We start from the raw sequence: 14973 nt of genomic DNA, 5'->3' as shown, positions 1-14973 counted from the left end.
CATGTCCGACCTATTGAGGCTGGCCACCGCCGGTTCTGTCGACGACGGCAAGTCCACTCTGGTCGGACGTCTGCTCTACGACACGAAATCCGTCCTGGCCGATCAGATCGACGCCGTCACCCGCGCGTCGGTGGACAAAGGCCTTGCCACACCCGATCTCTCGCTGCTCGTGGACGGGTTGCGCGCAGAACGCGAACAGGGCATCACCATCGATGTCGCCTACCGCTACTTCGCCACGCCGCGGCGTTCGTTCGTGCTGGCGGACACCCCGGGGCACGTGCAGTACACCCGCAACACCGTGTCCGGAGCGTCCACCGCGCAGTTGGTGATCCTGCTCGTCGACGCGCGCAAGGGCGTCATCGAGCAGACCCGCCGTCATGCGGCGGTGCTGGCACTGCTCGGTGTGCCGAAACTGGTTCTCGCGGTGAACAAGATCGATCTGGTGGACGACCCCGCGACGGTGTTCGCCGACGTGTGCACGGAGTTCACCAAGCTCACCGGCACGCTGGGCTGGTCGAGCGAGGACGTCCTGGAGATCCCGGTCTCGGCATTGCATGGTGACAACATCGCCACGCGCTCGGACAACACCCCGTACTACCGCGGCCCGTCGCTGATCGAGCATTTGGAGTCGGTGCCAGTGGACGCCGACAGCACAGGTGATCACTCGCTGGGATTGCGGTTCCCGGTGCAGTATGTGATCCGACCGCGCACTGTCGACTACCCGGACTACCGTGGCTACGCCGGGCAGATTGCGGCGGGCACAGTCGCGCCGGGCGACGAGGTCGTGGTGCTGCCCTCCGGAATCCGCACCACCGTCGAGCGGATCGATACCCCGGACGGTGAACTCGCGGTGGCGCAGACCGGCCGCAGTGTCACGCTGATCTTGGCCGACGAAGTCGACATCTCGCGCGGCGACGTCATCGCCTCGGTGACCGACGCACCCGAGCCCCTCGACACATTCGATGCCACAGTCTGCTGGCTGGGCGACAAACCGCTGCGTCCCGGCGCGCGTCTGCTGCTCAAGCACGGCACCCGGACCACCCAAGCGATCGTCGGCACGCTGCTCGAGCGTTTCGACGAGCAACGCCTGGGCGCGGACGCGAGTCCGGAGTCGTTGACGCTCAACGACATCGGGCGCATCTCGGTCCGCGTCGCCGAGCCGGTCGCCGCCGACAACTACCGGGTGAACCGGCACACCGGCAGTTTCCTGCTGATCGATCCAGCCGGTGGCAATACGCTGGCCGCAGGGTTGGTCGGCGACGTGCTGTCCGCGGTCGAGGTCGGCACCGGAGCCTGAAATGCCCAGCACGCAAGCCCCGTTGTGCGCCGCGCCGCTCGTGCGCGGGGCGAATACTGTGCCTGCCGGCGCCGCGACCGGACTAGCGGGCTCTCCGACCACCCGTTTCGGCTATCGGCCGGCTGTCGGCGGCATGACCACCGGCCGGCCTCCCGCGCTGATCGCGGTGGCCCACGGTAGTCGGGACGCGCGGTCGGCGGCGACCGTGTCAGCGGTCGTCGCGGCCGTCGCGAGCGCACGACCGGACCTCGATGTTCGGTTGGCCTTCCTCGACCTCAACGCGCCTTCGGTCGAACAGGTCGTGGATGCCGTCGCGGCGCAGGGGCACACCCACGCGGTGGTGGCGCCTCTGTTGCTCGGCAGCGCCTTCCACGCCAGGGTCGACCTGCCCGGCCTGCTCGGCGCCGCCCGCGCCCGCTACCCCCGGTTACGGCTGGTCCAGGCCGACGTTCTCGGCGCCGATCCCCGGCTCGTCGCCGCGCTACAGGATCGAGTGCTGGCCGCCTGCGGGGCCGCGGAGGGGGTGCACCCGTCGGCGAAGTGTCGCCTCGGCATCGCGGTCGCGGCGGTCGGGTCGACGTCGCCCACCGCCAACGCACGTACTGCCGAGGTGGCCGGTCGACTCGCCGCGCTCACCGGTTTGCGCACGGAACTCTGCTTCGCGACCACCGAACCGTCTGTGGCCGAGGCGATGTCGCGACTGCACGCCCACGGTGCGGACCGCGTACTGGTCGCACCGTGGTTTCTGGCCCCAGGGCTGCTGACCGATCGTCTGGTGCGCGCAGCGCCGCGGGCCATCCACGCCGACGTCCTCGGTCCGCACCCGGCGCTCACCGACGTCATCCTGGATCGCTATCACGCGGCGATCGCCGAGTCGTCGACGCTTTCGGCCTGACCGGAAGCCGGCGCCGTCTTTCGCCGCCGAGACCTGGCTCCTACTTCGACCGCTTGGTCAACGGCGCGCCGCCAACCTCATAGATCGCTACCACCACGTCCCCGATCACGGTGGCAGGGTGCCGAGCGGACTCATGCGCGGGCGTCGAGCCGTACTGCCGCCCGAATGCCTCGATCCGACGGTGCCTCGGAAGCGGCCGCTGCTGAGCGCGCGGGCGAGGACGTCGACGCGTCGGGGTAGCCGATTAGTTGCAGCGAGAGCGGCATCATATGATCTACCGCACACCCCGCCGTTGTGTGCGTGAACGGCATCCGGCTTGGTCAGGCTTGGAAGGACACCGCATGGTCATCCGTGCCCGAGCAATACACGGCGCCTCGGACGCCGATGGCGTCAGCAACCCAGCAAACAATCAGGACATGCTATTCACTCTCGCAACGGATGCGGATGCGGATGCGGATGCGGATGAGCAGAGCCGCCCGCCCGCCGAGGAACGCACCAGTGCGCAATCGTCCGCCGACGGGCCGAACGACCTGGATTCGACCCGGATCATGCCGCCGCTCGCCGGGATCGACGCGCTCGGCCACACCGCCATCCTGCCGCCGCTCGAGTTGTTCGAAGAAGACATCCCGGCGGCATCGGAGCAGTGTCAGGTGCACGCCCCGCCGATTTCCCGCCGTCGCCCGTGGACGACACGGATCGTGACCGGTGTCGCGGCCGCGGTGGCCGCCGCGCTCGTGCTGATCGCCGGACTCGGTCTGATCGATCGCAACGTAGACGGCGCCGCGACATCGGCGACCGAACAGGTGCGGCGCGCCGCCGATTCCGTCACTCGCAACGGCACGGTGCACATCGACGGCGCCACGGCCACAGCGGTGCTGTCGCACAGTGTGGGCAAGGTGGTCGTGTCAGCCGTCCATCTGCCCGCGCTGGACGATGTCCACGCCTACCAGCTGTGGATGATTCCGGTCGGTGGCGCACCGCGGTCGGCCGGAATGTTGCACACCACGGGTGAATACCTCGAGCTGGCGGCCGATCTGCCCGACGACACCGCACTGATCGCGATCACCACCGAGCCGAGCGGCGGGTCGCCGCGGCCGACGACACCGGAGGTGGTCCGGATCGATCTGGCGTGAGTCGATCCGACGGCGCACGCGCGATGGCGCGGGCCACCGGTGCCCGGCAAGGCTGACACCGCCGCGCGCGAGCGCAACGGTCGCGATCGCGTGCTTCCGCCGCAATCGGCGTCGAGGCAACGCTACAGACTGCCGCCCCGAAACAGCCGCGTCAGGTTCGGAACCAACGCTCCAGAACGGTGGCGACGCCATCCTCGAGGACATGGTCGGTGACTTCGTCGGCGAGACAGCGCACCTGCTCGGGCGCGTTCGCCATCGCCACCGAATGCGCTGCCCAGCGCAGCATCTCGCGGTCGTTGTAGCCGTCGCCGATGGCCAAGGTCGCCGCGTGCGGGATGCCGAGCACGGTGCGCACTTGCTCCAGCGCCCAGCCCTTGGACACGCCCTGCCGGGAGACGGTCAGCCACGGGCCGAACTCGCCGTGCACCCAGCTCGCTCCGGGCACCTGCAGGGTGCGCAACGCGCGCAACATCTCTGGCAGTGAACCCTCCGGCCACCAGCCGTTCAGGCGCGGAGTGGGTTCGCTGCTCAATGCCTGGTGGTCGACGAGCAAGTAATCCCCGATCGAGAATTCGCCCGGGCTGATTCCGGTGGCCCACGTTTCGATCCCGACCTTCTCCACGGCGAAGATCATTTCTGGGAACAGCGCGCGCAGCGCGGTGACCGCTGGGGCCGGGTCGAAGGCCTGCACGGCGACCGGTTCGCCCTTGGCCACGTCGATGTGCACGGCGCCGTTCGAGCACAATGCGTGCCCTTCGTTCAATCCGAGTTCGGTGAGGACCGGACGCGCCGTCAGTAGGGTGCGCCCGGTGGTCACCACCACATGCGCGCCCGCCCCGACGGCCGCGCGCACGGCGGCGAGCACCCGTGCGCTGACCGGTCTCCCGGCGTCCAGCAACGTCCCGTCCACATCCAGCGCGATCAGCTGGGGTCCCCCGGATACCACCAGCCCATTGTGCCTGCGGAAGGTCGATGTCGTCAGTAGATCACCCGCTCCGAGACCGCCATTCGCGCGCCAGGATCGGTACTGCTTCGGTGCACTGCTAGCGACCCCGGCCCCCGCCGATGCCGGCGCCGCCCATACCGCCCGAAGCCGAACCGCCGGAGGTCGACCCGCCACCCGAGCTGGAACGGCCTACCGAGCCACCGGAAGCCGGAGCGCCCGAGGAGTTTCCCGCCGAGGACGCGCCGCTGGAAGGAGATCCGCCGTGGCTACCACCCGATCGGGAACCACCCGGCGAAGAACCGCCGTTCGAGGCTCTCCCCGTCGAGCCGACAGATGATGGCCCTCCGGTCATACCGCCCGCCGACACGCCACCGGAACCACCCCCAGATCGGGAACCCCCCGGCGCGGACCCGCGGTTCGAGGCTGCCCCGGTAGAGCCGACGGACGACGGCCCGCCCGCCGACCCAACAGAAGAGGACGAATCGCCGGTGGCGGAAGTACCATGCGTTGTCCCGCTGGTGGACCCATCGCGCCGCGATGTTGTTCCACCATGCGACGCCTCCGAAGGATTGCCCGCGGTCGACGCACCTTCGGAGGAAGTGTCGCCGGAGGAGTCGCCCTCGCCACCGGAAGAGATTCCGGATGCCGGGGTGTCGGAACCGGCTTCGGTGGACGGAGCGTCGGTGGAGTGTCCCGGCACTGTCGCGCCGGAAGCGGGCGGAGTAGCAGGATTCGGGATCGCGGGCGGCCAACCCGTCTGGGGTGCGGGCACGGTGGTACCGGGCGGCAGGGTGGGTGAGCCCGGGGGCGGTCCAGCGGGCGTGTCAGCACCCGGCGCGGGAGGCTGAGTAGGCACGGGCGGCCGACCGTGGCCGCTGGGCGGGCGATGAAGATCGAGTACGAACGGCAGCGAATTCACGAACACGGTCGGGTTGGTATACCTGCCGTCGCGGGGGTTCATCGGGCCACAGCGGTCTCGAGGTTCCCGATGCGAGCCGAACCGCGAGTCGGAGACCGAAGGGCCGTACGTCGCGCCGCGCGGAGCAGGCGTGATGAGGCGGCTGTACAGGGAAGCTCGCGGCGACAGAAACGATGGCATCACATACCCCGCGTGCCACCGCGCGGTGGCGGTCACCCGCGACCATGCCTCGGCGACCTGCTCGCCGCGCGCGTCGAACAACAGGGCCTCGGTCGGCGCGACGATGTCCGGGAAGCGCTTGGACAACGGCGACAGACCGGGAGCGGTAGGTCCGCCGAAAACTGTCACCGCCGACATGGCGACCGCGGAAACCACGGCGGCACTGGAGACCACCGCCGCGCGCGGCACCGCCGCCCGGCCGCCGGACGTGCCGAGCGCCGTCGTCCGTGCCGCCATGAGCGCAGCGCCGGCGGCGACGGTCTGACCGGGGTCAGCCGAAATCACCACGGGCCTACCGAGTTCGGCGAGCGTCTGCGCCACCTCGGCGGGCCGGGACGCGCCACCGACAAGCAGAATGCGACCGATGTCGGACATCGTGACACCTGACGCCCGGACACAGGCGCGCACCACCTCGAGCGAGTCGTGTACATGCGCGGTGCGCAGTCCATCGATGTCGACGATCGGCGTCATCGACCGACGCGCGGGGTCAGGCGCGTAGCGGGCAATCATCGACCCCAGCGGGCGGCCGCCGAAGTCGTAGGAACGCATCGGCTTTCCGATCATCGGATGGTTGTCCCAGTCCGGACCGACGCGCACCACGGTCACGTCCAGGCTGGTGCCGCCGAGGTCGTAGACCAGCACGAAATTCGACTCCAACGGGCCGTGCTCGTACTCGAGCCACTCGGCCGCAGCTACCGGCTCGGGCACCAGCAGCACATCGCCCGCGCCCGACAGGGCGAGCGCCTGGCGCAACAGCGCGACCTGTTTGTCGGAATATGCTGCCGGGTAGGTCGTTATGACCCCTGCTTCGGTGGCCGCGGACTCGGCCGCACGCAGTTCCTGCACGACCGCGGCAACCAAGTTGGCGGGCGACCATAATCGGCCCCCGACGACAACAGTCTCCGGGTCACGACTCAGATCAGCGAAATCCGTGATCGCCATGCCGAACCGAGAAATCCCGCCGACGCGAAGACCACCCGCGCTGTCGAAGGTTACCGCGGTGCGACGAGACCGCACCACAGGGCGCGTGTGCGCACCGCGAACCGACGCCGTCACCGAGTTCACTGAACCGATGCTGAAACCCAGACCTGTGGTCATCCGCTATCCCGTCAACGCACCGTGACCACGTCTATCGCACAGGGGATCCCAGCGGCCGCGGTCGTCTTCCAAACAGCGACTACAGGTTAGCTGCTTCGCGTCCATACAGATGCGTAATTGATATGCGATTTCCCTCCAATCGCCCCGGCTGCCCATATCACCAGGTAGTGACATCGAAGCTAATGCGTTCAGCCTCACGGACAGGCCAATCTCACTGCGGCTCGCTAGATTCCGCTACCGCACAGCGATCTGGTTATCCGCGTCGAAATCCGACCGAGAGATGGCTCCGCTCCCCCATTCCACACCATCCGATAGGCACCAACTGGTCGGTAACCAAATCATCGCCACTGCTTCATATTTCCGATGACGCTCTGCACCGAGCCATCGAATGACACGTCAAATGCAACGGCTGATACCCGCCAGCGATGCCGCTCCGGTCCGGCTTGACTCGACAGCGCGGTCACACCACGGCGGTGAGATCGCAAGAGTGGAAGGGAATATGACGACGATGGGTATGCGGTTCGCGAGGCAAGTCGTCCTGATCACCGGCGCCAGCTCGGGGGTGGGCAAAGCGGTGGCGATTCGGGTCGCAGGCGAGGGCGCGGCAGTTGTGCTCGGCGCACGGGGCAAGGACGCGGGCGAACAGGTGGTCGCCGACATCCGCGCGGCCGGCGGTCGCGCACTGTTCGTGCCGACCGATGTCACGGTGGAACAGGATGTGGCCCGGTTGACCGAGGCGGCGCTGTCCGAATACGGCCGCCTGGACGCTGCGTTCAACAACGCGGGTGCCGTACGCGCGGTCGGGCCGGTCACGGAGATCGACGAGTCGGGCTGGCGCGCCGACCTGGAACTGAATCTGACCAGCGTGTTCTATGGCCTGCGACACCAGGTCTCGGCGCTGGCCGCGTCCGGCGGCGGGGCGATTCTGAACAACGCGTCGAATCTGGGCGTGGTCGGCATGGGTTCGGTGGCGCCGTACGTAGCGGCCAAGCACGGCGTGGTCGGGTTGACCAGAGCGGTGGCGTTGGAGGCGGCCGACCGAGGTATTCGAGTCAACGCCCTGGTGTCCGGGGCGATCGACACGCCGGCGTTCCGGAACTCGATGGGCGCAACGCCTGAGGGAGTGGCGGCCATCGCCGCGCTGCATCCGCTCGGCCGGATCAGCACGCCCGATGAGATCGCCTCGTTCTGTGCGTACCTGCTCAGCCGCGAGGCGAGCTTCGTCACCGGAGCGGCGCTGGCCATCGACGGCGGGTTCACCGCACGCTGACCGTCCAGTGCGGCCGGACGGCAGAACCGCCCTGAGGAACAGCACCGCCTCGGTCCGCCGCGGTGGGCTTTCTTCAGGCGCGAGCCAGCAGACGCCGAATCCGGCTCGGCCGAACAGCGGCGGCCCCTCCGGCGCGGACCGCGGGCCGACGCGCCCGCACCAGACGGTCGAAATCTGCCGGGGTGCCCGTGGGTTCGGGTAGCCGACCTGCGTTGAAGTCCGTGGCCAGCTGCCGCACGGTCTGCTGCGCACAGGACTTGTTGGTGCCGATGAAACCGGTAGGGCCGCGCTTGATCCAGCCAGTGACGTAGACACCGCAGAGTGCGGTGCCGCCCACCCGGTCCAGCACCCGGCCTCCCTGGTTCGGGATCACCGCCGCGTTCTCGTCGAACGGAAGATCAGGTACCCGAACGCCGCGGTAGCCGACCGAGGTGAGCACCAACCTCGCGTCTAAACGCTCGATCCTCCCCGTCGCGACCGCGCGGACGCGACCGTCGGGATCGGTGACGAGTTCCGTGCGGCCGACGTTGATACCGAGCGCCCGGTCGGCGCCGAGAATTCGGGTGGGTGCGGCCAGGTACCGGAACACAATTCGCTTGCGTCCTCGGACCGGGCGGGCACGCGCGCTGTGTAACAACCGCAGCTTCTGTTCGATCTGATAGGGCAGTCGCGCCCCGGGCTCGGGCAGCTCGCCCTCGATCACCACATCGACATCGGCGCCCAGCAGACCGACGAATTCCGGCACAGTGAACGCGGATTCGAGCGGACCGCGGCGACCGAGCACGACCACCTCCTCGATCTCGCTGTCGCGCAACGCCCGCAGTGCGTGCGGGGCGATATCGGTCTCGGCGAGCGTGTCGGGCGCACTGGTCAGGATGCGGGCCATGTCCAGCGCGACGTTGCCGTTGCCGACGATCACCGCGCGCCGCCCGGTCAGCTCGACGACGCGGTCGGCGTGCTCGGGATGACCGTTGTACCAACCGACGAAGTCGGTGGCCGGCACGTTGCCGGCGATCCCCTCACCCGGAATACCGAGCTTGCGATCCGATGACGCACCCACCGCGTAGATCACGGCGTGGAAGTGGCCGAGCAACTCGGCCTGCGAGATGTGCACGCCGATCTCGACATTCAGGTACGAGCCGAACCCCGGCTGCGCCGCGATCACGTCGAACAACTCGCCGACCTTGCGGGTTTTGTCATGGTCCGGCGCCACGCCGTGCCTGGCCAGACCGTAAGGCACCGGCAGCCGGTCGAATACGGTCACCGACACGTCGGACTGGGTGAGCAGCTCGTCGGCGGCGTACATCGCCGACGGCCCGGACCCCACGATCGCTACGCGCGGCGGCTGCCGATCGGTGTGGATTTCGGCCGCGGGCACCGGCCGGGCCAGCAGTGGGCGCGGACGTGTCCGCCGGTAGAAGTCGGCGTTGATCTCGAGGAACGGCTGCTGCTCAGCGGTCAGGTTCCGGGCCGGCACCAGGGCGTCGACCGGGCAGGCGGTGGCGCAGGCGCCGCAGTCCACGCACGCCTTCGGGTCCACGTACAGCATCTCCGCCGTCGGAAAGTCCGGCTCGTCGGGAGTCGGGTGTATGCAGTTGACCGGGCAGGCGTAGACGCACGACGCGTCGCTGCAGCACGACTGGGTGACGACATAGGGCATGACAGGTTCAGGCGACCTTGTTCGTGGCGCGCAAGGGCTCCGAGCGGTATCGGGAGGTGTGGCCATCGATCCGGAGCAGCTTCCAGACCATCGTGGAAACCGGGTTGATCAGCCCGATGTCCTTGGCCAGCGTGCGCACGTCGCAGAAGTAGTCGCTGAAAACCTGTGTGGCTTCCTTGGACCCGTAGAACAGCTCTTTGCGGACCTTGTCCGGAATGTCGAACTTCTGAAAGAACGACCGCGGCGGTGTCACGATGGCGCGACCGAGAATCCACATCACAATCGGCATGGCCAGCGACAGCACGAACTTCTCGCCCGCGCCCGCCTGGGGCACATGGTTTTTCAGGAACTCGTGCGCGAACGAGATGTGCCGCGCCTCTTCCGCCACATGGATGGCCATGACACCGCGCATGATCGGGTGCACCTGTTCACCCGAGCGCAGAATCTGCTTCTGGATGTGGTCGATCGGTTCCTCGCCGGCCAGCACCGCCATGAAGAACAGATTCGGGAACCGGGCGGCCACCGGCGCGCCCAAGTACTTGAACTTGCTGGTCAGCGGACCCATGCCCGGTACGTCCAGCCCGATCCGATTGACCATCTCCTGGAACATCAGGGTGTGATTGTGCTCCTCGATCATCTCGTGCGAGCAATACCGGAACTCCGGCGAACCGTTCGGCAGGCCGAAGTTGTGGATCACCATGCCACTGATCAGGATGGACTCGAATTGCAGACCGACTTTGGCGATATTGGCCTGCCGGTACTTGCCTACCGCGATCTGCTGTTCGGTCGACAGCCCTCGATACCAGGGGTGACGCCCGACCGTATCGGCGGATACGGGCAGGATCCAGCGTTCCGCACCGGCATCGACGGCGAAATCGGGGTTGTCCCAATCGATGTCCTCGAACGGATCGAAATGTTTGTCGACTGACCCTTCGGAGAGCAGCAGCAGCTTGGCGGCGTACTCCTGCGCCTTGGCCAGATCGGGATCGACTGTGGGCGTAACGGCTGTTGACATCGTCGTCACTGCCTCTCCTCGGTGGGACCTTTTACCTGTATCCCATGGTTACACCAACGGAGAGTAACGTCAACCCAGCATGCACCGGGTCACCCGGCGGCGCCCGCCCTCATCGCGAGCACCGCCGGACAGCCCACCTACCGCTACCCGACCTGTGACAACCCGACGATCACCCCGTCACCGGGCACCGCGACCGACATACCGACGCCGGTCAACGCCAACACCGCGAGGACAGCGACCCTGGTCCACCGGCGCTTGGTGCGGCGGGACAGCACCAGCGCGCGGGTGACCGCGCGGCGGCGGGCGCTGCCGTCGCGTTGGTCGGACTGCGCCTCGGCCGCGGCCGCCGCCCTGCGACCGATGATCGCGGCACCGTCGGCGACGGTCCGCTCGGGATCGGGCGCGATCAGCACCGGCCTGGCCAACTCGGCCGCCAGCACCTGGGCCACCTCCACCGGCCGTGCCGCGCCGCCGACCACGAGGACACAGTCGACATCGGCCATGGTGACGTCCGCGATCCGCAGACAGCGGTAGACGAGTTGCAGCGATTCCTTGACAAGGTCCCTGCGTAGTTCGTCCGCAGCCGCCTCCGTCACCGCCTCCGCGACCGAGGACGACGGCAGACCGCGACCCGCGCGTTCGGCGACCAGCGCACCGAACGCGCGACCACCGAACTCGGTGGAGCGCAACGGCTCACCGACGATCGGATTGTGCGGACGACCGGCGCCGACCCGGACCAGCGTTACGTCGAGGCTGGTGCCGCCGAGGTCGTAGACCAGCGCGAGGCCGGGCATGAGCGGTCCGCGGTCGGCCTCGAGCCAGGTCGCCGCCGCGATCGGTTCGGCGACCAGCGCCACCGTGGTGAGATCGGCAGCGTCCAGTGCCGCACGGAGCTCCCCCACCTGCTCACCGCTGTAGCCGGCTGGGTGGGTTAGGGCGATGCCGACACCGGCGCTGCACGACGGATGATCGTCCAGCACCTCGCGAATCACACAGTCGGCGACCGTCGCGACGAGATTCGCACGCGAGAGCGGACGATGCCGCACCCGTGCCCGCATGATCGAACGCTGGGTGAGATCGGCGAACTCGACGATCGCGCGACCGTGCCGGGGAATCATGCCGACCCGGGCCGAGCCGGTGCTATCGAAGGTCAACGTCGTGCGGCGGGTAATCGCCTGCGAACACTGCTTTTTGCGGTGCCCCGGCGGGGCCTTGGCCGAACCTTCCTCCGCCAGTGCGGAAACCGTGTTCACCGTACCGATGCTCAAACCGAGACCAACCGCCATCGCAATCCACCTGATCGCCGCGCCGATTTGCTTCGAACGCAGTCCAGGCAACCACTCCGCGATCTTCATGCCAACCCTGGACAACCGATTGTCCGCAAGCCGCCTGTACCGACCACGTCCCACACTCCGGCCATCGGTCGGACTCACCTGCGTGCCGCGCCGACACCGGCCACCCAGTCGGGTTTCCCTGCGACACGCGAGGTTCGGACCAGCCCATCACGGTTTGCCCGTAAGCCGATCCCAGCAATCCCTCCCGAATCAACACTGGACCACGTGCTGGAACCACCCACGAGATAGGTTGCGACAGATTAGCTGCATCGCCCCTGTGCGCCCATCGGCGTGCCGCATCGGACCGATTCGGCCATGCGTTCGGCGCGATTACCGACGCCGACGCGACTCTACCCCTCGCAGCTCGGCACGGTTCGGAGCGGCCGTCCGTCCAGCTTCGCGACCCGAGATCACGCAGCGGGCAGGACGATCGGCAACACCCCAGCCACGGGACCACTGCCGCGCGCCGACGCCAACGTGCGCCGTTCGCCGCGAACTGCTGGCTAATGCGTGGGAAGTTCCGGGATGCGTGTGGCACGCGCGTACACCGTCTCACCGTCCGACAGCCGCAACGCTTCCGCGTCGCCACGGGTGACCTGCGCGGCGAACAGGTCGCCGGTGGCGGCGTTACGGAGTTCGACGCGCACCTCGAAACCGAGGTGGACAACACGCTCGACCGTTGCCCTGGTGACGCCGGCCGATTCCGCGGTGCCCTCGTGCTCGGCGAGGGCCATACTCGGGTCGCGGCCGACCCGAATGTCATGCGGTCGCACCAGATGTCCGTTCAGCCGGGCCACCGCGCCGAGAAAGGACATCACGAATTCGTTGGCGGGCCGGTCGTACACGTCCTCCGGGCTGCCGATCTGCTCGATGCGGCCCTTGTTCATCACCGCGATCCGATCGGCGACGTCGAGCGCCTCCTCCTGGTCGTGGGTGACCAGCACGGTGGTCACGTGGACTTCTTCGTGCAGCCTGCGCAGCCAGGTACGCAGGTCGGCACGGACCTTGGCGTCCAGCGCGCCGAACGGCTCGTCCAACAACAGCACCTGCGGGTCGACGGCCAGCGCGCGGGCAAGGGCCATGCGCTGACGCTGCCCGCCCGACAACTGAGCCGGGTACCGATGCTGGAAGCCGTCCAGCCCGACGATCCCGAGCAGTTCGTCGACGCGCTTGGCGATCTCGGTCTTCGGGCGCTTGCGGATCTTCAGGCCGAAGGCCACGTTGTCGCGCACCGTCATGTGCTTGAACGCCGCGTAATGCTGGAACACGAAACCGATATCGCGCTTCTGCGGCGCCACCCGGGTGACATCGCGTCCGGCGATGGTGACCACGCCGGAGTCCAGTGACTCGAGGCCGGCGATCGACCGCAGCAGCGTCGACTTGCCCGAGCCGGAAGGGCCGAGCAACGCGGTCAACTCCCCGGATGGGATGTCGATGGTGACATCGTCGAGGGCCGCGAACGAGCCGTAGTTCTTCTTCGCGTTGGTCACGGTGATCACTTGGCGCCCCGCTTACGCTCGAGGAGGGTCATCAGCAGAAGAGTCACGAGGGCAATACCCATCAGCAACGTCGCGGCGGCATAGGCGCCGAAGGTGTTGTGGTCATTGATGTATCGACCGTGCACGAGCAGCGTCAGCGTCTGTGACTTTCCGGGTAGGGCGGAGGACACCATGATCACCGCGCCGAACTCGCCGAGCGCGCGGGCCACCGTGAGCACCACACCGTAGGTCAGGCCCCACCGGATCGCGGGCAGCGTAATACGCCAGAACGTCTGCCACCGAGAGGCGCCGAGGGTGGCCGCGGCCTGCTCCTGGTCGTCTCCGATCTCGTGCAGCACCGGCTCGACCTCGCGCACTACGAACGGCAACGTGACGAAAATGGTGGCGATCACCATGCCGGGCAGGTTGAAGATGACCTGCACGCCCAGGTCTTCCAGGCCACCGAACCAACCGCCCGCGCCCCACAGCAGGATCAGCGAGACGCCGATCACCACCGGCGACACCGCGAACGGCAGATCCACGATGCCCTGCACCAGAGTGCGGCCGGGGAATTTGCCGCGGACCAGTGCGATCGCAGTGACGATGCCGAAGACAACGTTCAACGGGACGACGATCGCCACGATGAGAATCGACAGCTGAAACGCCGAGACCGCCGCGGGGGTTGAGATCGAGTCGACGAACGCACCAACACCCCGTTCGAAGGTGCGCCACAGAATGATGAGCAACGGCAGGAGCAGCAGAATGAACAGATAGCCGAGCGCCACCGTCCGGAGTGAGATACGCGTCGACGCGGCCAGTTTCATCGGTCGGCCTGCTCTTTGCGCGTGGATCGTTCGGCGAGTAGCCGCAGCACCAGCAGCGTTGCGAACGAAATGACCAGCAGCGCGACCGATACCGCCGCGGCGTTCACCGGCCGGTCGATCTCGATCTGCTTCTGGATGTACTGCGAAGCCATCTCGGTCTTGCGCGGAATCGCGCCGCCGATCAGCACCACCGAACCGTATTCGCCGATCGCGCGGGCGAAGGCGAGACCGCCGCCGCTGATGATCGCGGGCGCCAGTGTCGGAAGCACGATGCGGCGGAAGGTGGTCCAGTTGTTCGCACCGAGCGACAGCGCGGCCTGCTCGACCTCACGATCGGCCTCGATGAGCACCGGCTGCACCGACCGCACCACGAACGGCAGCGTGACGAACGCCAGCGCCACGATCAAGCCCGGCTGGGTGGCGTTGAGGTGGATATCGATCGGACTCTGCGGGCCGTACAACGCCAGCAGCACGATGCTCGCCACGATCGTCGGTAGCGCGAAAGGCAGGTCGATCAGCGCGTTGACCAGTCCTTTGCCGACGAACTCGTCGCGGACCAGCACCCAGGCGATCATCGTGCCCATCACCACATTGATCAGTGCGACCACCACCGAAACCAGCACGGTGATGCGCAGCGAATCCAGTGCGGCAGGAGCGGTGACCGCATCCCAGAAGCCGGACCAACCGTCCTCGAAACCGGTCACGGTCAACGCAGCCAGCGGTAACAGCACGATGATGCTGAGCCACAGCATCGCGGTGGCGATACCGAGCGGGCCGACCGAGCCGGTCACGCGCAGCCATGACAAGGCCCCGCGAGCGGGTGCGGGCGCGGTGGCGGAGCCGCCGCGACCACCTACCCGCGCAGTCCCGGCGTTGCTGCTAGCA

The 14973-nt window shown here is 67.7% G+C and carries 12 protein-coding genes; 4 read left to right on the top strand and 8 right to left on the bottom strand.

Annotated features, from left to right (window positions below; all coding sequences use genetic code 11):
* The first annotated feature begins 1 nt into the window (after position 1).
* From AB0C34_RS20755 to AB0C34_RS20745, 3 genes are all read left to right on the top strand, one after another.
* Positions 2–1297: a GTP-binding protein gene (locus AB0C34_RS20755; RefSeq protein ID WP_357075196.1), complete on the top strand. Its 1296-nt coding sequence runs from the start codon at positions 2–4 to the stop codon at positions 1295–1297.
* Positions 1298–1430: 133 nt separating this feature from the next.
* Positions 1431–2192, top strand: a complete 762-nt coding sequence (locus tag AB0C34_RS20750; protein ID WP_357075289.1) for a sirohydrochlorin chelatase — start codon at positions 1431–1433, stop codon at positions 2190–2192.
* A 416-nt stretch (positions 2193–2608) separates the two neighbouring features.
* Positions 2609–3325 (top strand): anti-sigma factor, encoded by a 717-nt coding sequence (locus tag AB0C34_RS20745; RefSeq protein ID WP_357075193.1) that lies wholly within the window; start codon positions 2609–2611, stop codon positions 3323–3325.
* 151 nt (positions 3326–3476) lie between these two features.
* On the opposite strand, the gene AB0C34_RS20740 is transcribed toward AB0C34_RS20745, so the two are convergent.
* Together AB0C34_RS20740 and AB0C34_RS20735 are read right to left on the bottom strand one after the other, a co-directional pair.
* The gene (locus tag AB0C34_RS20740) at positions 3477–4271 is read right to left on the bottom strand and encodes an HAD family hydrolase (RefSeq protein WP_357075191.1); all 795 of its coding nucleotides are present in this window, start codon (positions 4269–4271) and stop codon (positions 3477–3479) included.
* Positions 4272–4368: 97 nt separating this feature from the next.
* The gene (locus AB0C34_RS20735; protein ID WP_357075188.1) at positions 4369–6507 is read right to left on the bottom strand and encodes an Hsp70 family protein; all 2139 of its coding nucleotides are present in this window, start codon (positions 6505–6507) and stop codon (positions 4369–4371) included.
* A gap of 499 nt (positions 6508–7006) precedes the next feature.
* Here AB0C34_RS20735 and AB0C34_RS20730 point away from each other — a divergent pair, with 499 nt between their 5' ends.
* Positions 7007–7777, top strand: coding sequence for an SDR family oxidoreductase (locus AB0C34_RS20730; RefSeq protein ID WP_357075185.1), 771 nt, complete (start codon positions 7007–7009; stop codon positions 7775–7777).
* A gap of 73 nt (positions 7778–7850) precedes the next feature.
* Here AB0C34_RS20730 and AB0C34_RS20725 read toward each other — a convergent pair whose 3' ends face one another.
* The 6 genes from AB0C34_RS20725 to cysT all read right to left on the bottom strand — a co-directional run bounded on the left by AB0C34_RS20725 (position 7851) and on the right by cysT (position 14894).
* Entirely contained in the window at positions 7851–9437 is a 1587-nt protein-coding gene (locus tag AB0C34_RS20725) for an FAD-dependent oxidoreductase (RefSeq protein ID WP_357075183.1), read from the bottom strand.
* Positions 9438–9444: 7 nt separating this feature from the next.
* The gene (locus AB0C34_RS20720) at positions 9445–10452 is read right to left on the bottom strand and encodes a diiron oxygenase (protein ID WP_357075286.1); all 1008 of its coding nucleotides are present in this window, start codon (positions 10450–10452) and stop codon (positions 9445–9447) included.
* 143 nt (positions 10453–10595) lie between these two features.
* Positions 10596–11738: an Hsp70 family protein gene (locus AB0C34_RS20715; RefSeq protein ID WP_357075180.1), complete on the bottom strand. Its 1143-nt coding sequence runs from the start codon at positions 11736–11738 to the stop codon at positions 10596–10598.
* 551 nt (positions 11739–12289) lie between these two features.
* Positions 12290–13285 carry a sulfate ABC transporter ATP-binding protein gene (locus tag AB0C34_RS20710; RefSeq protein ID WP_357075177.1) on the bottom strand — a complete coding sequence of 332 codons (996 nt, stop codon included), beginning with the start codon at positions 13283–13285 and terminating at the stop codon, positions 12290–12292.
* Positions 13282–14088, bottom strand: coding sequence for a sulfate ABC transporter permease subunit CysW (cysW, locus tag AB0C34_RS20705; RefSeq protein WP_357075175.1), 807 nt, complete (start codon positions 14086–14088; stop codon positions 13282–13284). Before cysW ends, AB0C34_RS20710 begins: the two co-directional genes overlap by 4 nt.
* The gene (gene cysT, locus AB0C34_RS20700; RefSeq protein WP_357075283.1) at positions 14085–14894 is read right to left on the bottom strand and encodes a sulfate ABC transporter permease subunit CysT; all 810 of its coding nucleotides are present in this window, start codon (positions 14892–14894) and stop codon (positions 14085–14087) included. The genes cysW and cysT overlap by 4 nt, the downstream gene beginning before the upstream one ends.
* Positions 14895–14973: the final 79 nt, after the last annotated feature.

The organism is Nocardia sp. NPDC049220 (assembly GCF_040647855.1).
In the GTDB taxonomy this organism is placed as follows: Bacteria; Actinomycetota; Actinomycetes; order Mycobacteriales; family Mycobacteriaceae; genus Nocardia.
The sequence above is the reverse complement of the archived record's forward strand: the minus strand, read 5'-3'. Positions and strand labels throughout refer to the sequence as shown.